The organism is Achromobacter sp. SIMBA_011 (assembly GCF_046535435.1).
Classification (GTDB): domain Bacteria; phylum Pseudomonadota; class Gammaproteobacteria; order Burkholderiales; family Burkholderiaceae_B; genus Achromobacter; species Achromobacter dolens.
The window spans coordinates 1,102,940-1,124,462 of the sequence record NZ_JAWRWN010000002.1; the positions used below are offsets into that span (position 1 = coordinate 1,102,940).

A 21,523-nucleotide genomic window follows, 5' to 3' on the forward strand; every position below is an offset into this window, starting at 1 on the left:
GGGCGATATCGCCGGGTTGATCTACATCAAAATATTTTGAAACGATGCGAAACGTAAACGGCCGCAAGCGGGCTGGGCCGTGATGTGATGGACGATTTTTGGCCGGCCGGCTCAGGCCTTGGGCAGGTTGCCGAAGGCCTCCAGCGCGCGCAGGCGGCTCTGCGCCAGGTCGACGATGGGCAGGGGATAGCCGGCCGCCGCGCGTTCCATCGGGCTGGGATCGTGGATGGCGCTGTCGTCCAGGTGGGCCAGCTCGGGCAGCCATTCGCGCAGGAACACGCCGCGGGGATCGAACTTGCGCGATTGCGACAGCGGATTGAAAACGCGGAAGTAGGGCACGGAATCCGCGCCGGTGGACGCGCTCCATTGCCAGCCGCCGTTGTTGGCGGCCAGGTCGCCGTCGACCAGATGCGCCATGAACCAGGCCTCGCCCAGGCGCCAGTCGATCAGCAGGTTCTTGGACAGGAACATGGCCGTGACCATGCGCAGCCGGTTGTGCATCCAGCCCAGCGCCAGCAATTGGCGCATGGCGGCGTCGACGATCGGCAGGCCGGTGCGGCCCTGCTGCCAGGCCGCGAGGTCGTCGGGCGCGTCGCGCCACGGCACCGCGGCGGTTTCCGGCTTCATCGGCCGGTGCATCGACAATTCGGGGCAGGCCGCCAGCAGATGCTGGTAGAACTCGCGCCACAGCAGTTCGTTGATCCAGGTGGCGGCGCCGGCATTGCCGCTCTCCAGCTCGCCGTGGTTGGCCGCCTGCGCCGCGCGCAGGGCCTGGCCCGGCGACAGCACGCCGGCGGCCAGGTACGGGGACAGGCAACTGGTGGCCGGCAGGCTGGGGAAGTCGCGTTCGTCGCGATAGGCGTCGATGACCCCATCGACGAAGGCGTCCAGTCGTTCGCCCGCCGCGGTCTCGCCGGCCGGCCACAGCGCGCGGATGGCGTCGCTGGCGGGCGGGTAGCCGTCGAACGCGTCGGGCAGCGGGTCGGCCTGCCAGGCCGGCGCGGCCTGCGGCCTGGGCGCCGGCGTCGCGCGCAGCGGGGCGCTGCGCAGGCGTTCGCGGCAGGCGCGCGCATATGGGGTGTAGACACGGTAGCAGTCGCCCTTGCCGGTCACCACGGTGCCCGGACGCAGCAGCGAGGCGCCGTGGTGCAGGTGCCAGTCGATGTCGGCCTCGGCCAGCCGCTGCGCCACGGCGTCGTCGCGGCGGCGCTCGTTGACGGCCCATTCGGTGTTGGCGTGCACCTGCGCGATGCCGTGTTCATGGCAGAAGCCGGCCAGCGCCTCGGGCACCTGGTCCCAGGTGTCCAGCGTCAGCAGCTTCAGCGGAATGCCGAGGCGGCCCAGGTCCCGCGACAGCTCGCGCAGGTTGCGCAGCCAGAAGTCGACCTTGGCCGGCGCCTCGCCGTGGCGGCGCCATTGGCCCGGCGCGGCAATGAACAGGGCAGTGACCGTGCCCGCCTGCGCCGCGGCTGCCAGGGCGGGGTTATCGTGCAGGCGCAGGTCGGTGCGCAGCCAGATCAGGGTATGCATGAGGGCGGTCGTTCCGGAAAGGGGCGGCGGGAAGGGCGCGGCAAAGGCAGGCATTCTATCGCGCCCCGGCGGCGCCTCCGCGAGCCGGGCGGCTGCCCACACCATGTAAAAACTACGAGTAGATGTGACGGCGGTGACGGCGCGTGCGCCGCCAGCGGGCGCAGGGGGGGACGGCGGATGCCCGGGCGATGCCGCCCGGCCGGCGGTCAAACCATGAAACACGCTGGCGCCGCCGCCTTATTGACGCCGCCGCGGCCCGCACCATGTAATCCAATTACCGACAAAGCAAAGAATGAACGCCATGGGACATCTGATGGATTTCCGCGCGTCCTTCCTGAGGGGACGCGCACCCGCCGCCAAGACGCCAGGCGATGTGTTGCAGGATCTGTGGCGTTCCTTCGACCTGCCCGGCGAATCGCTCGAGCACGTGGTGCTGATCGGTAACGAGCCGGTGCTGCCGTCCTCATTCGCGGTGGGGACGGCGGCCCAGGTCAGCATGGCGGCGGCGGCGCTGGCCGCGGCCGAGTTGTGGCATCTGCGCGGCGGCGAGCGGCAGCAGGTCGGCGTGGACATGCTGCATGCGGCGCAGGAATGCCGCAGCCACTTCCTCATCAACGGCGCCTCGCCGGATCCGCGCGATCCGATCACTGGCGTGTATCGCTGCGGCGATGGCGGCTGGGTCCGCATCCATGCCAATTTTCCGCACCATCGCGACGGCGCCCTGGCCTTGCTGGGCTGTCCGACCGGCGACGGCGCCACCCGCGAAGCGGTCGAGCAGGCGCTGGGCCGCTGGCGCGCGCAGGATTTCGAGCAGGTGGCGGCGGACGCAGGCATGGTGGTCACCGCCATGCGCAGTTTCGATGAATGGGACCGCCACCCCCAAGGGCAGGCGATCGCGGCTCAGCCGCTGCTGACGGTCGAGCGCATCGGCGAGGCCGACCCGCGGCCCCTGCCCAAGTATGGGCACGATCCGCGTCCGCTACAGGGCATCCGCGTGCTGGACCTGACCCGCATCATCGCCGGCCCGGTCTGTGGCCGGGCGTTGGCGGCCTACGGCGCCGACGTGATGCTGGTGAATTCGCCGCACCTGCCCAATATCGCCAACCTGATCGACACCAGCCGCGGCAAGCTGTCGGTGCACGCCGACCTGGATACCGCCGACGGCCGCATCGCGCTGGCCAATCTGCTGCGCAGCGCGCATGTGTTGGTGCAGGGCTATCGGCCCGGCGGCATGGCCGCGCTGGGGTTCGGTCCGCAGGACGCGGCGCGCCTGCGGCCGGGCATCGTCTACGTGTCCCTGTCCGCCTACGGCGCCTCCGGCCCATGGGCGGGCCGGCGCGGCTTCGATTCGCTGGTGCAGACCGCCGCCGGCTTCAACCATGCCGAGGCCGAGGCCGCTGGCCAGGACGCGCCCAGGGCGCTGCCGATGCAGATCCTGGATCACGCCTCGGGCTACCTGATGGCGTTCGGCGCACAGGTGGCGCTGGCGCGCCAGGCCACCGAGGGCGGCAGTTGGCATGTACAGGTGTCGCTGGCGCAGACCGCGCATTGGTTGCGCACGCTGGGCCGCATCGAAGGCGGCCTGAACCGCGCCATGCCAGGCTTCGAGGGCATGATGGAAACGGAGGCATCGGGGTTCGGCGAATTGATCGCGATGCGCCATGCCGCGCAGTTCTCTCTCACGCCGGCCCGTTGGACCCGGCCGTCCAGCCCGCCCGGCACGCATCCGACGGTGTGGCCGTTCAATTGACGGCATCGCGGCCGCGTTATTTCTTGCCGGCCTTCCAGTCGCGCAGCGCCTTCATGGTGTTGGTGACATGGGCCTCGGGGTTCATGTTGGTGTATTCGTACAGGATCCTGCCTTCGGGCGAGATCACGTAGGACACGCGCTGGGCGCGCTCGGGCCGCGCGTCCAGCACCGCGTCGTAGGCCTTCATGATCTTGCCGTCGCCGTCGGCCGCCACTGCGAACTTGCTGCGGCATTCGCTGACCGAAAATTTGTTCAGGGTGTCGATGTCGTCGGCCGAGACGCCGATGACGGTGGCGCCCAGCGACTTGTATTCGTCGGTGGCCTCGGCGAAGTCATGGGCCTCGATGGTGCAGCCCGCCGTGAAGGCGGCGGGGTAGAAATACAGGACGACCGGACCCTTCTTGAGCGCCTCGGCCAGCTTGAAGGTGAACACATTGCCGCCGAGCGAGGCCTGGGCGCTGAAGTCGGGCGCGGGCGCGCCGACGTTGAGGGCGGCCTGGGCGGCGGGGCCGGCCAGCAGGCCGCAGGCGAGGAACAGGGGGGCAAGGCGCTTCATAGGGGTCTCCGCGAATCGATGGGCCGTGGGCCGCGTGGACATCGACGGGGCCGGGCCTGACCACTGTAGCCGCGTCGTCCGCAGGAATCCAGCCCGACGGACGACGCGGCCGTGGTTGCGAGGTCAGTCGCGGCCGCCACGTTCATGCGGCGCGCCGCGCTCGCCGCCACCGCCGCGTTGCGGTTCCTGGCCGCCGGATGGCCGCCCGCCGCCGTGTTGCGGATTGCCCTGGGGCCGGGCCTCGGGGCGGTTGGCGGGAACCGCATGCGACTCGCGTGGCGCACGGGGCGCCAGGTTGTCCGGGGCCTGGCCGGGACGCGGCCCTTGCTGCGGCCGAGCCTGGGGCTGGGCTTGCGGCGGTCGCGATTGCATCTGACTGGGCGGCTGGGCCTGTGGCGGCCTCGATTGCGCTTGACTCGGCGGTTGGGCCTGCGGCGCGTTTTGCGGTTGCCGCGCTTGCGGTTGGCCGGGTGTCTGTGCCTGCGGCGGGCGGGCCTGCTGCCCCGGCGCCTGCGCAGCAGGCGGGCCGCCGGCACCGCCACGATTGAAATCCGCCCGCGGGCCGCCGGGCGTCGCGGCGCCCGGTCCACGGTCCGGGCCATTGCCCGGTCGATTCTGCGCGCCGCTTCCCGGACCGTTTCCTGGGCCATATCCTGGCCCATTTCCAGGCCCATTTCCAGGCCCATTTCCAGGCCCATTGCCCTGGCCCGCGCCGGGGCGCGGTCCCGCAGCCGGCCCGCCGCGGCCCGGCGCATGGTCCACGAACGCCTGCGGCGGCCGCCCCTGGTTGTGGTCGAAGAACTGGGCGCGGTTGCCGCCGGCCTCGCGCACGAAGCCGCGTTGCACGTCGGTGGGCGGATGGTGTGGCTCGTTGCGCGCGGCGACCTCGCGCGGGTCGGGCCGGCGCTGGATGCCGGCCGGGCCGCCGTTGTAGCTGATGCGGCGGTTGTCGATATTGTTGTTGACCACCACCGTGTGGTTGTAGACGTTGGTGACGCGGGTGACGTTCACGTTGGTCACGGCGCGGTTGTAGAAGAAGCGGTCGTGATCCCAGTAACCGCCGACGTAGCCGATGCCGATATAACCAAAGCCGTAGTTGACGCCGCCGTAGAAGCCGATGTGCGGTCCCCAGTAGCCCGCATGCCACAGGTAGACGCCGTCGACGAAGCCCCAGTAGCCCGGGGTCCACAGCGCGCCGGTGTAGGGCGCCAGCACCCAGGCGCCAGGCACCCAGAAGTAGCCGTAGCGATTCAGGCTCCAGTAACCCGGCACCCACATGTAGCCGTCGCCGGGGGCGGGCGGCTGCGTGTAGACCGGCAGGGGCGGAGGCGGTTGCGGGCTGCGGTCGATCGGCGCCAGGTTGGCATTGGCGGGATCGCCGTTGTCGTAGGCGGGGGCGGCTGGAGCGGCGGGCGGCGCGTACGTCTGCGCCATTGCGCCGGCGCAGACGGTCATCAGCACGACGGCGGCCAGGGGGCGCAGGTGGGGAAGCGGGGCGAGGGCATTCATGGCGTTTCCTTTGCGCGGCGCGGCGCGCGGATCAATAGCCGTGGTAGTAGCCACCGTGATAGTAATAGTGCGGCGCGGGGTAATAGTAATAAGCAGGCGCCGGCCGGTAATAAGCCGGGCGCGCCGGCACCACCACACAGCCGGTCAGGGCGCTGGCCATCGCCAGCATCAACAGAATCGTCTTCTTCATTTGGGATCTCCTGCCGAGCGCCTGGCGTGCGTCACGCCTTCCTTGGGCTCGTAGGGATTAGGCCATGACCGCGGGGGCGAGTTCTGGGTCTGTAATGGATCCGAAACAGCTTTCAGGTGACGGATGTTTGCGCCGACGTGACCGTTGATGTCGTTCGTAGCAATTGTTCCGGCCCGCGGCCCAGCGGCCGGCCGTCCATGAAAAAGGCCGCCTCGCGGCGGCCTTGAGGGGTGGCGCGAGGCGCCGGGGCGGTCAGTTCCAGCGGCCGCCGTTGCCGGCCAGGCTGAAGCGACCGGCGCCCATGAAGGCGATGGCCAGGGCCGTGAACAGGAACATGCCTTGCAGTTCCAGCGCCCAGCCGCCGTTGTTGGTCAGGCTGCCGATCTGGCCGGTATGGGCCAGCAGGATCGCGACCACCATGTTGATGGCGATGATCAGGCCGCCCAGGCGGGTGTAGACGCCGATGATCAGCAGCACCGGCGCGATGATTTCGCCGATGTAGACGCCGTAGGCCAGGAAGCCGGGCAGGCCGTGCGAGGACAGCATGCCGGCGATGCCGCCGACGCCGCCGCCGGTGATCTTGAACAGGCCATGGAGCAGAATCAGAATGCCGAGGGTCAGGCGCAGGATCAGCTTGCCGGTGTCGTCGGATTTGATCATGGTGGATTTCTCTTATGGTGGTTAAGGGGGATGCGATGCGCCGGTTGGAGCGCACGCCGAGCCTTTGGTTCCCGCTCCCGCGCCGGCTGGCGCGGGGTGGGCCATTATTACAAATCCGGAATGTGACCAGCAAGCGTTTTGCCGGGGGGGACGGCCAGTCGGTGCTGACGAATGCTTACAGTTCCTCGAGATAGCGCATGCGGAAGCGCCGGCCCTTGATGTTGCTGTTGGACAGGCGCGAGAAAGCCTGCTTGGCGATCTTGCGGTCCAGCGCCACGTAGGCGTTGAACTCGGTGATGTTGATCTTGCCGACCTGCTCGAAGGCCAGGCCGCCGTCGCCGGTCAGGGCGCCCAGCAGGTCGCCGGGGCGCAGCTTGTCCTTCTTGCCGCCCTGGATGCACAGCGTCACCATGGGCGCGCGCAGGGGGCGGTCGGCCTTGGGGCGCAGCGATTTCAGGTCGCCCCAGGTCAGCGGCGCGCCCTGGTATTGCTCGATCAGGTTGGCCCAGCGCATTTCGTCGGGCGAGCACAGGCTCAGGGCCAGGCCCTTCTGGTCGCCGCGGCCGCTGCGGCCGATGCGGTGCACGTGGACTTCGGTGTCCTTGGTGACGTCGACGTTGATGACCGCGCCCAGGTTCTGGATGTCCAGGCCGCGCGCGGCCACGTCGGTGGCCACCAGCACGGCGCAGCTCTGGTTGGCGAACTGGATCAGGATCTCGTCGCGCTCGCGCTGTTCCAGGTCGCCGTTCAGCGCCAGGGCGCTGATGCCGTCGGCCTGCAAGCGTTCGACCAGATCGTGGCTGCGGATCTTGGTGTTGCAGAAGGCCAGCGTCGAGACCGGGCGGAAATGCGCCAGCAGCCTGGCCACCGCGTCCAGGCGTTCGGCCGGGTCGATCTCGTAGAAGATCTGTTCGATGCGGCTGGCGTCATGCTGCGCCTCGACCTTGACCTCGGCCGGGTTGCGCAGGAAGCGCGCGCTCAGCTTGCGGATGTTGTCGGGGTAGGTGGCCGAGAACAGCAGGGTCTGGCGCTTGGCGGGGCAATGCGAGGCGATCGCCACGATGTCGTCGTAGAAGCCCATGTCGACCATGCGGTCGGCTTCGTCCAGCACCAGCGTGGTCAGGCCGGACAGGTCCAGGCTGCCGCGTTCCAGGTGGTCCTGGATGCGGCCGGGCGTGCCGACCACGATGTGGGTGCCGCGCGCCAGCGATTCAGCTTGCGGGCGGGCCGCGGCGCCGCCGCACAGCGTCAGGATCTTGACGTTGGCGATCTGGCGCGCCAGCCGGCGCAGCTCCTGCGCCACCTGGTCGGCCAGCTCGCGGGTCGGACAGAGCAGCAGCGCCTGCGGCGTCAGGCGGGTGGGATCGAGCTTTTGCAACACGCCCAGGCCAAAGGCAGCGGTCTTGCCGCTGCCGGTCTTGGCCTGCGCGATGAGGTCGCGGCCTTCCAGGATCAGCGGCAGGCTTTGCGCCTGGATCGGCGTCATCTGCTCGAACCCCAGGCTTTGCAGGTTTTCGAGCAGGGCGGGCAAAAGGGGCAGGGAAGTAAAGGGCGTCTGGGTCACGGCAGGGGCTCTCGCAGGAACTGCGATAAATACGGATTCGGCCGACAGTGTAAGGCCTGCGGGTCCCCAGGGCGCCCGGACCGGCGCACGCACCGGCCGCCGGGCGCGCGCCAATTCGGGGGCGCGTGGCGCTATCCGGCCGACGGTTCGTAGGTGCCCGCCAGCGCCCGCGCCGCTTCCTGCATGCGCGGCAGCCAGGCGCGCGCGCCGTCGATCGACAGCCGCGCCATCGGCGCATGCAGCGCCACCGCGGCGATGGCGCGGCGCCCGCGCATGATCGGCACCGCCATGCAGACGATGCCCAGCAGGAATTCCTCGCGGTCGAAACTGGCGCCTTCCTTGCGGATCGCCAGTAGCTCGCGTTCCAGCGCCGCCGCGTCGCATAGCGTGTTGGGCGTGTAGCGCGGCAGCGGCGCCGCCGCCAGCAGCCGCGCGCGCGCCTCGCGCCGCATGTGCGCCAGGAACAGCTTGCCGCTGGCGCTGCAATGCAGCGGCACGCGCGAGCCGGGCTGCAGGTTGACGCGCAGCGGCCAGGCGGTCTCGACCCGGTCCAGGTAGATGACCTCGTCGCCGTCCAGCATGGTGCAGTTGCAGGTTTCGCCGATCTCGTCGACCAGGCTGTCGAGGATGCGGTGGCGTTCGGCCCGTAGCGGCGAATTGAGCAGGGTGTCGCGCGCCAGCAGCGCCAGCCGCGGGCCGGTGATGTAGCTCTTGCCTGCGGGCTCGCGCAGCAGCATGCCGGCGTCCACCAGCCGCGACACGATGCGCAGCACGGATGGCTTGGGCAGGCCGGTGGCCTCGGTCAGCGCCGCCAGCGATACCGGCGTCTCGGAACCGGCGACCTGTTCCAGCAGGGATAGCGCGCGCAGCGCCGCGGAGGATTCGTCTTTCATCTTTCAATATTTGAAGATTTGGCGAAAGGCAGCCAGGTTGATGCGGATTCTGCAGAAAATGGAACGCTGCAGGGTGGGAAATGCGGCAGTTCTGCTGCAGTATCGGTTCACCCCGGCCAATATGCAATCCAAGCCGCGCCGGTCCGCCAGGAGAGAGACCATGAGCAGCAAACAACACATGACCCCCAGCGAAGCGTTCGTCGAGACGCTGGTGGCGCAGGGCGTCAAGGACGTTTTCGGCATCGTCGGCTCGGCCTTCATGGACGCGCTGGACCTGTTCCCGGCCGCCGGCATCCGCTTCGTGCCGACGGTGCACGAGCAGGGCGCCGCCCACATGGCCGACGGCTATTCGCGCGTCACCGGCCGCCACGGCGTCTGCATCGCGCAGAACGGTCCGGGCATCACCAACTTCGTCACCGGCGTGGCCGCGGCCTACTGGGCCCACAGCCCGGTGGTGGCGATCACGCCCGAGACCGGCACTTCCGGCATGGGCCTGGGCGGCTTCCAGGAAACCGAGCAGTTGCCGATCTTCTCGCGCATCACCAAGTACCAGGCGCACGTCAACCGCCCCGACCGCATGGCCGAATTCACCGCCAAGGCCTTCGACAACGCGCTGGCCGAGCGCGGCCCGACCCAGTTGAACATTCCGCGCGACTATTTCTACGGCGAGATCGACGTGGCCATTCCGGAGCCGCGCCGCATCCGCCGCGGCCCGGGGTCCGACGAGGACCTGGAAGCGGCCGCGCGTCTCTTGGCCAGCGCCAGATTCCCGGTGATCGTCGCCGGCGGCGGCGTGCTGTTCTCGGCCGGCCAGGCCGAATGCGTGGCCTTGGCCGAGCTGCTGGGCGCGCCGGTGGTCACCAGCTACCTGCACAACGACGCCTTCCCGGCCAGCCATCCGCTGTGGTGCGGGCCGCTGGGCTACCAGGGCTCCAAGGCCGGCATGAAGCTGCTGTCGCAGGCCGACGTGGTGCTGGCGCTGGGCACGCGCCTGGGACCCTTCGGCACTTTGCCGCAGCACGGGCTGGACTACTGGCCGCAGAACGCGCGCATCATCCAGGTCGACGCCGACCACCGCATGCTGGGTCTGGTGCGGCCGGTGTCGGTGGGCATCTGCGGCGACGCCAAGCCGGCGGCGGCGGCGCTCGCCGCGAAATTGCGCGATCGCGAGGTCGCCTGCGCGGCCACCAAGGCGGCGCGCGGCGAAGAGATCGCGGCGCAGAAAAGCGCCTGGGAAAAGGAACTGGACGGCTGGTCGCACGAGCGCGACGACTGGAGCCTGGACATCATCGAGCACGGCGGCGGCCGCATGCATCCGCGCCGCATGCTGCGCGAACTGGAGCGCGCCATGCCCAAGCATGTGATGGTGTCCACCGACATCGGCAACATCTGCTCGGTGTCCAACAGCTACCTGCGCTTCGACGAACCGGATTCGATGCTGGCGGCCATGAGCTTCGGCAACTGCGGCTACGCGCTGCCGGCCCTGATCGGCGCCAAGCTGGGCCGGCCCGACCGGCCGGCGGTGGCCTACGTCGGCGACGGCGCCTGGTGCATGAGCTTCCAGGAACTGCTGACCTGCGTGCGCGAACGCATCCCGGTGACGGCGGTGGTGTTCCACAACGGCCAGTGGGGCGCGGAAAAGAAGAACCAGGTGGATTTCTACGGCCGCCGTTTCGTCGGCAGCAACCTGCAGAATCCCAACTTCGCGGAACTGGCGCGGGCCATGGGCGCCGAGGGCATCCGGGTCGAGCATGCCGACCAGGTCGGCGCGGCGCTGCAGGCCGCGTGCAAGGCGCAGTCCGAGGGCAAGACCACCGTGCTGGAAATGATGGTGAGCCAGGAGCTGGGCGATCCGTTCCGCCGCGACGCGCTCAAGCAGCCGCTGCGCCTGCTGGACAAGTACAAGCGCTACGTCAACCAGCCGTTCCAGCCGGGCGAGGTGCCGCTGCCGATCGACCCGGTGCGCGGCTGACGCCATGGCCAGCGACCGCTTGTTCGAGCCGCTGCGGGCCGCGGCGCTGTCGGCCGGGCGGGTGCGCACGGCGGTGGCCTATCCGCTGTGCGCGTCCAGCCTGGGCGCCGCGGTGCAGGCGCGAGAAGCCGGCTACATCGAGCCGCTGCTGGTCGGGCCGGCGGCCCGGCTGGCGGCCTTGATGGCCGAACTGGGCCTGCGTGCCGGCTCGCTGGAGATCGTCGACACGCCCGACGACGAGGTGGCCGCCGCGCGCGCCGCCGCCGGCCTGGCGCGCGACGGCGCCGTCGGCATGCTGATGAAAGGCAGCCTGCACACCGACCACTTCATGTCGGCGGTGGTGGCGCGCGAATCGGGCCTGCGCACCGGCCGGCGCATCAGCCATGCCTTCGTGATGGCGGCGGCCGCGTATCCCAAGCTGTTCATCCTGACGGACGCCGCCGTCAACATCGCCCCCACCCTGCAGGAGAAGGCCGACATCGCGCAGAACGCCATCGACCTCGCGCGCGCGCTGGGCGTGGCGCGGCCCAAGGTGGCGGTGCTGTGCGCCACCGAATCGGTCAACCCGGCGATGCCGGCCACGCTGGATGCGGCGGCCCTGTCGAAGATGGCCGATCGCCAGCAGATCCGCGGCGGCCAGATCGACGGCCCGCTGGCGTTCGACAACGCCATCTCGCGCCAGGCGGCCGAGCAGAAGGGCATCGTCTCGCCGGTGGCGGGCGACGCCGACATCCTGCTGGTGCCCGACATCGAGGCCGGCAACATGCTCTACAAGGAGCTGACCTGGCTGGCCGGCGCGGCCACCGCCGGGCTGGTGCTGGGCACGCGCGTGCCGGTGCTGCTGACCAGCCGTTCGGACGCGGTGCAGGCGCGGGTCGACAGTTGCGCGGTGGCGGCGCTGTACGCGCGGGCGTTGGCGGCCGGCGCGCGTTGAAGCGGGGCGCGCGCCGGCCTGGCACCATCAAGTCCGGCGGTTTGGTACTAAGCGGGGGCCCCGGGGTTGACTAGGCTAGCGCCATAGCCATCGTTTGAATGGCTCATGCCAACAATGCCAAGGGGTGGATGATGCGCAGCGCGACACGCGGCTTTGCCGCAATACTGACTGCATGGGCAATGGCGGCCGGTGCGCCGGCTGCGCAGGCCGCCGATGCGCCCAAGCCGGGCGGCACGCTGGTGATCGGCTCGACCCAGGTGCCGCGGCACCTGAACGGCGCGGTGCAGTCGGGCATCGCCACGGCGCTGCCCAGCGCCCAGCTTTTCGCCAGCCCGCTGCGCTACGACGCCAACTGGAAGCCGCAACCCTACCTGGCGCAGTCGTGGGAGCTGGCGCCGGACGCCAAATCGCTGACCCTGCACCTGCGCCACGACGCGCTGTTCCACGACGGCCAGCCGGTCACGTCCGAGGACGTGGCGTTCTCGGTGATGGCGGTCAAGCAGAACCATCCGTTCCAAAGCATGCTGGCGCCCGTCGAAAGCGTCGACACGCCCGATCCCTACACGGCCGTGCTGCGCATGAGCAAACCGCACCCGGCGATCCTGCTGGCGCTGTCGCCGGCGCTGATGCCGGTGCTGCCCAAGCACATCTACGGCGACGGCCAGGACCTGAAGAACCATCCGCGCAATTCGGCCAACGTGGTCGGCTCGGGCCCCTTCACGCTCAAGGACTTCAAGCCGGGCCAGGAGATCGTGCTGGAGCGCTTCGACAAGTTCTTCGAAAAGGGCAAGCCCTACCTGGACCGGGTGGTGGTGAAGATCAATCCCGACGCCACCAACCTGCTGATCGGGCTGGAGCGCGGCGACATCGGCGTGCTGCCGTACATGACCGAGCCGACCATCCTGCGCCGCGCCAAGGACAATCCGCAGATCGTCATGACCAACCGTGGCTACGAGGGCATCGGCGCGCTTGGCTGGCTGGCGTTCAATACCGCGCGCAAGCCGCTGGACGACGTGCGCGTGCGGCAGGCCATCGCCTACGCCACCGACAAGGGGTTCATCACCAAGGCGCTGAACGCCGGCTTCGCCAAGCCGGCGGACGGGCCGATCGTGGCCTCCAGTCCCTACGCGACCCAGGACCTGAAAAAGTATCCGCTGGACCTGAAGAAGGCCGAGCAGTTGCTGGATGAAGCCGGCTTCAAGAAGGACGGCAAGGGCGAGCGCATGGCGCTGACGGTCGACTACATGCCGGGCAGCGACGTGCAGGGCAAGAACGTCGCCGAATACCTGCGCAGCCAGTTGAAGAAGATCGGCATCGCGGTGCAGGTGCGCGCCTCGCCCGATTTCCCGACCTGGGCCAAGCGCATCGCCAGCCATGACTTCGACATGACCACCGACATCGTCTTCAACTGGGGCGATCCGGTGATCGGCGTGCACCGCACCTATCTGTCGAGCAATATCCGCGACATCATCTGGACCAACACGCAGTCCTACAGGAATCCCAAAGTCGACGAACTGCTGGCGCAGGCCGGCACCGAAACCGACGAGGCCCGGCGCCGCGCGCTGTATGCGCAGTTCCAGCAGATCGTGACCGAGGACCTGCCGATCGATTTCCTGACGGTCATCCCGTACCACACGCTGTCCTCCAGGAAGGTGCATGGCCTGCCCGATGGCATCTGGGGCCTGTTGTCGCCGCTGGACGACACCTGGCTGCAATAGGAGAGCGGCCATGTTGCGCTATCTCGCGCGTCGCATCGGCTATGCCGTGGTGCTGCTGCTGGCGGTGGTGACGCTTAACTTCCTGTTGATCCACATCTCGCCGGGCGATCCGGTCGAGACCATCGCCGGCTCCATGGGCGGCATCAGCGAGGAACTGCGGGCCCAGTTGCGCACCCAGTACGGGCTGGACCGGCCGTTCCTGGTTCAACTGGGGCTGTATCTGTCGCAGGTGGCGCGCGGCGACCTGGGCTATTCCTACTTCTTCAACCTGCCGGTGGCGCAGTTGATCTGGGAGCGGGTGCCGGCCACGCTGCTGCTGGTGCTGACGTCGGTGTCCAGCGCCTTCCTGGCGGGCACCGCGCTGGGCGCGCTGGCGGCGCGCAAGCCCAACGGGCCGCTGTCGCAGGGCATTACGCTGCTGTCGATCGTGGGCTATTCCGCGCCGGTGTTCTGGACCGGCATCATCCTGATCATCCTGTTCGCGTCGCTGCTGCCGTGGTTCCCGGTGTCGGACATGCGCTCGGCGGGCGGGCCCGAGGGCGGCTGGGCCGGCGCGCTGGACGTGCTGCACCACCTGGTGCTGCCGGCCTTCACGCTGGCCTTCGTGTACCTGGCGCAGTACAGCCGGCTGGCGCGCGCCAGCGTCATGGATGCGCTGGCGGCCGACTACATCCGCACCGCGCGCGCCAAGGGCCTGCCCGAGCGCACCGTGCTGTACCGGCACGCGCTGCGCAACGGCGTGCTGCCCGTGGTGACCATGCTCGGCCTGCAATTCGGCAACGTGCTGGCCGGCGCCATCCTGGTGGAAACGGTCTTCAACTGGCCGGGGCTGGGCCGGCTGGCGTTCGATTCCGTGCTGCGGCGCGACTATCCGACCCTGCTCGGCATCCTGCTGTTCGCGTCCCTGCTGGTGGTGGTGATGAACCAGCTTACCGACCTGGCCTACCGGCTGATCGATCCCAGGATAAAGACCTCATGAGCCACGTTCCTCCCGCTTTGTCCGGCGCGCCCGCGCCGGCGGCCGCCCGTGCGGCGCGGCCATCGTACGAAGCGCTGCGCGCGTTCGTCCGCAATCCGGGCGCGCTGATCGGCTTGCTGTTGCTGGCCGCCATCCTGGCGGTGGTGCTGATCGGCCCCCTGGTGATGCCGGCCGATCCCTTCGAGATCGCCAGCGCGCCGATGGAGCCGCCCGGCGGCGAGCTGCTGCTGGGCTCGGACTATATGGGCCGGGACGTGCTGACCGGCATCATCCATGGCGGGCGCGCCACCTTGCTGGTCGGCGTGGTGGCGGCGGTGCTGTCGATGGCCATCGGCATCACCGTGGGCGCGCTGGCCGGCTACTACGGCGGCTGGGTCGATGAAACGCTGATGCGCATCACCGAGTTCTTCCAGGTGCTGCCGGCGCTGTTGTTCGCCATGGTGCTGGTGACGCTGTTCTCGCCGTCGCTCGGCACCATCGCCGTGGCCATCGGCGTGGTTAGCTGGACCGCCACCGCGCGCCTGGCGCGCGGGGAATTCCTGAGCCTGAAGCGGCGCGAATACGTGCTGGCCGAAAGAGTGATCGGCTCCAGCAACGCGCGCATCATCTGGCGCGTGATCCTGCCCAACGCGCTGGCGCCGCTGATCGTCTCGGCCACGCTGGCCATCGGCACCGCCATCCTGTTCGAGGCGGGCCTGTCGTTCCTGGGGCTGGGCGATCCCAACGTGATGAGCTGGGGGCTGATGATCGGCAGCAACCGCCCCTACATCCTGACCGCCTGGTGGGCGGTGACCCTGCCGGGCGCGGCCATCTTCCTGACCGTGCTGGCGGTCAGCCTGATCGGCGACGGCCTGAACGATGCCCTCAATCCCAAGCTGGCCAGCAAACGGAGAAGCTGATGGGCGCCTTGCTTGAAGTCCGCGATCTCGGCGTGTCCGCCGCCCACGGCGGCCCGGCGGTGGTGCGCGGCGTGTCCTACACGATCAACCGCAACGAAATCCTGTGCGTGGTGGGGGAGTCGGGATCGGGCAAGTCGGTCACCGCGCAGGCCATCATGGGGCTGCTGCCGCCGGATCAGTTGCGCGTGACCCAGGGCCGTATCCTGTACGACGGGCGCGACCTGGTCGGCCTGTCGGCGGCCGAATGGCAGGGGCTGCGCGGCCGCAGGTTCGGCATGGTGTTCCAGGAGCCCATGACCGCGCTCAATCCCGTCATGCGCGTGGGCCGGCAGGTGGAGGAGGTGCTGGCCTGGCACACGGACATGGACGCCGACGCGCGCAGGCAGCGGGTCCTGGAGCTGTTCGGTCAGGTGCTGCTGCCCGATCCCCGCGCCATGTACGCGGCCTTTCCATTCCAGTTGTCCGGCGGTCAGCGCCAGCGCGTGGTGATCGCGATGGCGCTGGCGCTGGAGCCGGACGTGTTGATCGCCGATGAGCCCACCACCGCGCTGGACGTGACCACGCAGGCGCAGATCCTGGCGCTTATCAAGGACATCCAGCGGCGCATGGGGATCGGCGTCATTTTCATTACCCATGATTTTGGCGTGGTGGCCGACATTGCCGACCGCATCGTGGTGATGCGCCACGGCGCGGTGGTGGAGGCTGGCGCCGCCGCCGAGATCCTGAACCGGCCGCAACATCCCTACACCCGTCAATTGATCGCGGCGGTGCCGCACAAGCCCGAGGGCAAGGACGAGGCCGCCGCCACGCCGCCGCTGATGACGGTGGCCAAGCTGTGCAAGACCTACGTCGCCGGCGGCCGCCGGGTCGAGGCATTGCGGGATATTTCGCTGGAGATCCGCCAGGGCGAGACCCTGGGACTGGTGGGCGAATCGGGCTCGGGCAAGTCCACGCTGGGCAGCGCGCTGATCGGCCTGGTGGCGCCAGACAGCGGCAGTGTGCGCCTGGACGGCCGCGAACTGGTCGGCATGACGCCAAGGGATTTCCGGCCCTACCGGCGTCAGATCCAGATGGTGTTCCAGGACCCTTACGCTTCGCTCAACCCGCGCCAGCGCGTGGTCGATTCGGTTGCGCAGGGGCCCATCGGTTTCGGCGAAAGCCGCCAGACCGCGCTGCGCGAGGCGCGCGAACTGCTGGCCCTGGTGGGGCTGGGCGGCGACGCGGGCGAGCGCTATCCGCACCAGTTCTCGGGCGGCCAGCGCCAGCGGGTCGGCATCGCCCGCGCGCTGGCGCTCAAGCCGCGGCTGCTGGTGGCCGACGAGGCGGTCTCGGCGCTGGATGTGTCGATCCAGGCGCAGGTGCTGGACCTGCTCAAGACCATCAGCGGCCAGTTCGATCTGTCGGTGCTGTTCATCACGCACGACCTGCGCGTCGCGGCGCAGATCTGCGACCGCATCGCCGTGATGCGGCACGGGCAACTGGTAGAGCTGGACCGCGCCGCCACGATTTTCTATCACCCGCGACACGAATACACGCGCCGCCTGATCGATTCGGTGCCGGGCAAGGCCTGGAACAAGCCCGACCTTCAGGCGCTGTCGGCCATCACGAACGGGAGCAAGCAGCATGCATGACACCCCGCATCCGGGACCGGCCCCAACCGCCCGCACCACCATTTTTGCCGCCCGCGCCATCCTGACGATGAACCCGGCCCAGCCGCGCGCCACGCACGTGGCGGTGCGCGACGGCCGCATCCTGGGCGTGGGCAGCCGCGAAGACCTGGCCGGTTGGGGACCCGCCGACCTGGACGAGCGCTACGCCGACCACGTCCTGATGCCGGGGCTGGTGGAGGGGCACTGCCATCTGCCGGAAGGGGGCATGTGGCAGTTTGCCTACGTCGGCTACTACGACCGCCGCGGGCCCGACGGCCGCGTGTGGCCGGGCCTGCGAAGCTTCGCGGCGGTGGCCGCGCGCCTGCGGGAATTCGCCGCCGGCCTGGCGCCGGAACAGACACTGATCGGCTGGGGCTTCGATCCCATTTTCTTCGGCGGCCAGCGCATGAGCGTGCGCGACCTGGACGCGGTGTCGGCCGACAGGCCGGTGGTGGTGATGCATGCCAGCATGCATCTCATGAATGTGAACACGCCGATGCTGGCCCGCGCCGGCATCGACCGCGATACGGATATCGAAGGCATCAGCCGCTTCGCCGACGGCCAGCCCAGCGGCGAGCTGTGCGAATTCGCCGCCATGTTTCCGGTGATGCGGCTGATCGGCAATCCGTTCCGCACCGTGGGCCTGTCGGAAAACGGCCTGCGCATGTTCGGCAAGGTGGCGCAGTGGGCCGGCGTCACCACCGCCACGGATCTCGTCAACGAACTGGGCGACGAGGGCCTGGCGACGCTGGCGCGGGTCACGGCCGAGCCCGACTACCCGGTGCGCATCGTGCCGGCGGCGTCGGCGCTGACCTACGCCGGCGACCCGGCCGCCTGCCTGGCGAAGCTGCGCGAGGCGGGCCGGCTCAATCATGGCAAGCTGCGCCTGGGCATGGTCAAGCTGGTGGTGGACGGCTCCATCCAGGGCTTCACCGCCAGGGTGCGCTGGCCGGGCTATTACAACGGCGCGCCCAACGGCATCTGGGTGATCGCGCCGGGCGAGCTGGACGGTCTGGTGCAGGCCTATCACGACGCCGGCGCGCAGTTGCACATCCACACCAATGGCGACGAGGCCACCGAGCTGGCGATCGACGCCATCGACCGCGCCTTGCGCCGCAGCCCGAGGCGCGATCACCGCCACACGCTGCAGCATTGCCAGATGGCCGATGCCGCCCAGTTCCGCCGCATGGCCAGCCTGGGCATGTGCGTGAACCTGTTCGCCAACCACATCTTCTATTGGGGCGACGCCCACCATGCCCTGACCATGGGGCCGGACCGCGCCAATCGCATGGACGCCTGCGCCTCGGCCGCGCGCGCGGGCGTGCCGTTCGCCATCCACTCGGATGCGCCCATCACGCCGCTGGGGCCGCTGTTCACCGCCTGGTGCGCCGTCAACCGCCAGACCGCCTCGGGCCGGGTGCTGGGCGAGTCCGAGCGCATCAGCGTCGAGGCGGCGTTGCATGCCATCACCCTGGGCGCGGCCTACACACTGCACATGGACCACCTGGTCGGCTCGATCGAGGTCGGCAAGCACGCCGATTTCTGCGTGCTGCGCGACGATCCGCAGGAGGTGCCGCCGCAACGGCTCAAGGACATCGAGGTGCTCGGCACGGTCATCGGCGGCCGGCCGTTGGCGCTCCAGGCCGCCTGACATGGCGCGCATCCCGCTGACGGTGGTGGGCGGTTTCCTGGGCGCCGGCAAGACCACCTTGCTGAACCACGTGCTGGCGACCGGCCGCCGCCGCGCCGCGGTGCTGGTCAACGATTTCGGGCCGGTCGATATCGACGCCGGCCTGCTGGCCGAGCGCGCCGACAACGTGATCCGGCTGGCCAACGGTTGCGTCTGTTGTTCGATGGCGGGCGGCCTGGACGACGCGCTGGCGCGGGTGCTGGCGCTGGATCCGGCGCCCGGGTGGATCGTGATCGAGGCCAGCGGCGTGTCCGACCCGGGGCGCATCGCGCAGGTGGGGCTGTCGGATCCGCTGCTGCAACTGGAGGCGGTGGTGGTGCTGGTGGACGCGGGCGCCATCCGCGAGACGCTTGCCGATCCGCTGCTGGCCGACACGGCGCAACGCCAATTGCACGCCGCCGACCTGCTGGTGCTGAACAAGACGGACCTGTTGCCCGCCGCCGCGTTGCCGGCGCTGCGCGACTGGCTGCGGACGCAGGCGGGCGGGGCGCCGATCGTAACGGCGCGCGAGGCGCGGGTGGACCTAGGCGCATTGCTTGGCGCGGACGATCGCGGCCATGAAAACTGCGCGGCGCATTGCTGCGATCCGGCGCACCGCCACGCGGCGGCCGGACAGGCGCATGCCCTGGACGCCGACGAGCCGCAACATCCATTCCAGAGCTGGCTCTGGTCCGCGCCCGCCATGCTGCATGCCGACCGCCTGGCCGATGCGCTGCGGCAGTTGCCGCGCCATTGGCTGCGGGCCAAGGGCTGGGTGCGCACCGAACGCCATGGCTGGGTGCTGGTGCAACTGGCCGGACGCCGGGTGCGCTTCGATACGCGGGCGGCGCGCCCCGCCGGGGTGCGTTCGCCGTCGCTGGTCTTCATCGGCATGCGCGGCACGGCGCAAGTCGATGAATTGGACGCGCGGCTGGCGCCCGCCGCCGAGTCAGGCGCCACGTCAGGCGCTACGTGAGGCGTCGTGAAGGCAGGCGCCGCGCCGGCGGGGCCGTTCTGGTGCAAGCGATTTGCCGCGTCTGGTTCTAGACCCTGCCCAGGCCCCCCGCGTACCTTGGGCATGGAGCCTGGGCGCACGTCGCGCCCGGCGATCGAGGAGGGTAGGCAATGCAAAAGACCGTCACCGTGGACATGCTGGCCGAATTCGCGGCCGCATGGAACCGCCACGATATCGACGCCCTGATGTCCTTCATGAGCGAGGACTGCGTCTTTGAAACGGTGGGGGGCCCCGAGCGCTGGGGCGCCCGGCACAGCGGCCGCGAGGCGGTCCGCGCCGCTTTCGAAGCGGCCTGGAAGAACTTCCCGGATGCGCAGTGGAACAACGGCCGCCACTGGGTGGCGGGCGAGCGCGGCGTGTCGGAATGCACCTTCACCGGCACGGCCGCGGACGGCTCGCGGGTCGAGGCCGACATGGTCGACGTGTTCACCTTCCAGGACGGCAAGATCCGCGTCAAGAACGCCTTCCGCAAGCAACGCCCGGCCTTGCCGGCCCGCGCCTGAGCCGACGCCGCCACCGGACACTGCCCCATGGATGCCGCTATGTCTTCCGATCCGTCGAATACCGCCGGTACCCTCATCGACCCCGCCGGCATGCCGGCCGCGCCGCCCGCCGCCAGCCCAGCCGCCAACGCCTACGATCCGCTCTACGATCCGCTGGTGTCGGGGCCGGGACGCGGGCAGGAATACGCGCCAACCTACTGGGTCGACACGGCCGGGCCGCCGCCCGCGGACGACGGCCCGATCCAGGGCGACATCGAGGCCGACGTGGTCATCGTCGGCTCGGGGTTCACCGGCCTGTCGGCGGCGCTGGCGCTGGCGCGCGACTACGGCGTGCGCGCGGTGGTGCTGGAGGCCAACCGCGCCGTGTGGGGCTGCACCAGCCGCAACGGCGGGCAAGGGCAGAACGCGTCGGGGCGGCTGTACCGCTCGCAATGGATCGAACGCTGGGGGCTGGATGTCGCGCGGCGCCTGGACGCCGAGATCCACGAGGGCTTCGATTACTGGAAGAGCCTGGTGGCGCAGATCGATTGCGACGCGCAGCCCGGCGGCCACCTGTACACCGCGCACCGCGAGAAGAAGATGGCCTTCCTGCGCAACGAGGCGCGCGTGATGCGCGAACTTTTCGGCTACGACACGCACATGCTGACCAAGGCGGAACTGCGCGAGCGCTACGTCGACGACCACGAGGCGGTCGGGGCCTTGCACGAGCCGGACGGCATCGGCGTGCATCCGTTGAAACTGGCCTATGGCTACATGCGCCAGGCCCGCGCGCTGGGCGCGCGCGTCCATCCCGGCAGCCCGGTGTCGGGATGGAGCGAGGAGGGCGGCGGCTACCGGCTGCATACGCCGGGCGGCACGGTGCGCGCCAGGCGGGTGGCCTTCGCCACCGGGGGCTACACGGCGCAAGGGGTGAACGGCCTGCTCGACAACCGCATCATGCCGATCCTGTCCAATTCCATGGTGACCCGGGTGCTGACGCCGGACGAACGCGCCCGCGCCGGCCTCAAGAGCACGGTATTCATCACCGACACGCGCACGCTGCGCTTCTATTACCGGCTGCTGCCGGACGGCCGCATGCAGATCGGCAGCCGCAGCGCGTTGCGCGGCGCCGACGCGCAGCATCCGCGCCACCTGGCGCTGCTGCGGGAAGGGCTGGCGCGCAAGTTCCCGTCGCTGCGCGGCATCGAACTGGACTATGCATGGACGGGCTGGGTCGACGTCAGCCACGACATGATGCCGCGCATCACCCAGCCGGACCCGGCGCGGCAGGTTTATTACGCCTTCGGCTATGGCGGCAACGGCGTGTCGTTCTCGGCCCATGCGGGTCGCCGCCTGGCGCAGCGCATGATGGGCCAGGACGGCCTGTCGTGGAACCTGCCGATCTATGACTCGCCGCTGCCCGGGCACCTGTTCGCGCCGTTTCGCCGGCTGGGACAGGCGTTGCTGTATCGCTGGTATTACCTGCGCGACGAAGTGCTGTAGCGGCGGGGGCGTGGCGCGGAACGCGCCCGGACCATCGGCGAAGCCGGGCCG

18 protein-coding genes are annotated in these 21,523 nt (G+C 69.6%); 11 read left to right on the plus strand and 7 right to left on the minus strand.

Annotated features, from left to right (window positions below; genetic code table 11):
- Positions 1–111 precede the first annotated feature (111 nt).
- Complete coding sequence (gene phrB, locus SB816_RS12210) at positions 112–1,530, minus strand: deoxyribodipyrimidine photo-lyase (RefSeq protein ID WP_410547050.1); 1,419 nt, start codon at positions 1,528–1,530, stop codon at positions 112–114.
- A gap of 301 nt (positions 1,531–1,831) precedes the next feature.
- Between phrB and SB816_RS12215 the strand changes: the two genes are divergently transcribed.
- Positions 1,832–3,280 (plus strand): CoA transferase, encoded by a 1,449-nt coding sequence (locus tag SB816_RS12215; RefSeq protein ID WP_081273531.1) that lies wholly within the window; start codon positions 1,832–1,834, stop codon positions 3,278–3,280.
- A 16-nt stretch (positions 3,281–3,296) separates the two neighbouring features.
- On the opposite strand, the gene SB816_RS12220 is transcribed toward SB816_RS12215, so the two are convergent.
- From SB816_RS12220 to SB816_RS12245, 6 genes are all read right to left on the minus strand, one after another.
- Positions 3,297–3,836: a peroxiredoxin gene (locus tag SB816_RS12220; RefSeq protein WP_054504300.1), complete on the minus strand. Its 540-nt coding sequence runs from the start codon at positions 3,834–3,836 to the stop codon at positions 3,297–3,299.
- A gap of 123 nt (positions 3,837–3,959) precedes the next feature.
- Entirely contained in the window at positions 3,960–5,345 is a 1,386-nt protein-coding gene (locus SB816_RS12225) for an adenylate cyclase (RefSeq protein WP_410547051.1), read from the minus strand.
- A gap of 31 nt (positions 5,346–5,376) precedes the next feature.
- A complete protein-coding gene (locus SB816_RS12230; RefSeq protein ID WP_006385045.1) occupies positions 5,377–5,535 on the minus strand; it encodes a hypothetical protein in 159 nt (52 codons plus the stop codon).
- 252 nt (positions 5,536–5,787) lie between these two features.
- Positions 5,788–6,195, minus strand: coding sequence for a DoxX family protein (locus SB816_RS12235; RefSeq protein ID WP_049074147.1), 408 nt, complete (start codon positions 6,193–6,195; stop codon positions 5,788–5,790).
- A gap of 175 nt (positions 6,196–6,370) precedes the next feature.
- Positions 6,371–7,759, minus strand: coding sequence for an ATP-dependent RNA helicase DbpA (gene dbpA, locus SB816_RS12240; protein ID WP_410547052.1), 1,389 nt, complete (start codon positions 7,757–7,759; stop codon positions 6,371–6,373).
- Positions 7,760–7,890: 131 nt separating this feature from the next.
- The gene (locus tag SB816_RS12245; protein WP_054504298.1) at positions 7,891–8,652 is read right to left on the minus strand and encodes an IclR family transcriptional regulator; all 762 of its coding nucleotides are present in this window, start codon (positions 8,650–8,652) and stop codon (positions 7,891–7,893) included.
- A gap of 160 nt (positions 8,653–8,812) precedes the next feature.
- On the opposite strand from SB816_RS12245, the gene xsc reads away from it, so the two are divergent.
- From xsc to SB816_RS12295, 10 genes are all read left to right on the plus strand, one after another.
- Positions 8,813–10,624, plus strand: a complete 1,812-nt coding sequence (gene xsc, locus SB816_RS12250) for a sulfoacetaldehyde acetyltransferase (RefSeq protein ID WP_410547053.1) — start codon at positions 8,813–8,815, stop codon at positions 10,622–10,624.
- Between the two features lie 4 nt (positions 10,625–10,628).
- A complete protein-coding gene (locus tag SB816_RS12255) occupies positions 10,629–11,558 on the plus strand; it encodes a bifunctional enoyl-CoA hydratase/phosphate acetyltransferase (RefSeq protein ID WP_144657596.1) in 930 nt (309 codons plus the stop codon).
- A 131-nt stretch (positions 11,559–11,689) separates the two neighbouring features.
- A complete protein-coding gene (locus SB816_RS12260) occupies positions 11,690–13,276 on the plus strand; it encodes an ABC transporter substrate-binding protein (protein WP_410547127.1) in 1,587 nt (528 codons plus the stop codon).
- A gap of 10 nt (positions 13,277–13,286) precedes the next feature.
- A complete protein-coding gene (locus tag SB816_RS12265; RefSeq protein ID WP_054504295.1) occupies positions 13,287–14,255 on the plus strand; it encodes an ABC transporter permease in 969 nt (322 codons plus the stop codon).
- Positions 14,252–15,154, plus strand: a complete 903-nt coding sequence (locus SB816_RS12270; RefSeq protein ID WP_410547054.1) for an ABC transporter permease — start codon at positions 14,252–14,254, stop codon at positions 15,152–15,154. Before SB816_RS12265 ends, SB816_RS12270 begins: the two co-directional genes overlap by 4 nt.
- Positions 15,154–16,785 (plus strand): dipeptide ABC transporter ATP-binding protein, encoded by a 1,632-nt coding sequence (locus SB816_RS12275; protein ID WP_410547055.1) that lies wholly within the window; start codon positions 15,154–15,156, stop codon positions 16,783–16,785. The genes SB816_RS12270 and SB816_RS12275 overlap by 1 nt, the downstream gene beginning before the upstream one ends.
- A complete protein-coding gene (locus SB816_RS12280) occupies positions 16,778–18,454 on the plus strand; it encodes an amidohydrolase (protein WP_410547056.1) in 1,677 nt (558 codons plus the stop codon). The genes SB816_RS12275 and SB816_RS12280 overlap by 8 nt, the downstream gene beginning before the upstream one ends.
- A gap of 1 nt (position 18,455) precedes the next feature.
- On the plus strand, positions 18,456–19,448 hold the full coding sequence (locus SB816_RS12285; RefSeq protein ID WP_410547057.1) for a CobW family GTP-binding protein: 993 nt from the start codon (positions 18,456–18,458) through the stop codon (positions 19,446–19,448).
- Positions 19,449–19,597: 149 nt separating this feature from the next.
- Positions 19,598–19,990, plus strand: coding sequence for a nuclear transport factor 2 family protein (locus tag SB816_RS12290; RefSeq protein WP_064526043.1), 393 nt, complete (start codon positions 19,598–19,600; stop codon positions 19,988–19,990).
- 90 nt (positions 19,991–20,080) lie between these two features.
- On the plus strand, positions 20,081–21,472 hold the full coding sequence (locus tag SB816_RS12295; RefSeq protein ID WP_081273532.1) for an NAD(P)/FAD-dependent oxidoreductase: 1,392 nt from the start codon (positions 20,081–20,083) through the stop codon (positions 21,470–21,472).
- Positions 21,473–21,523 lie beyond the last annotated feature (51 nt).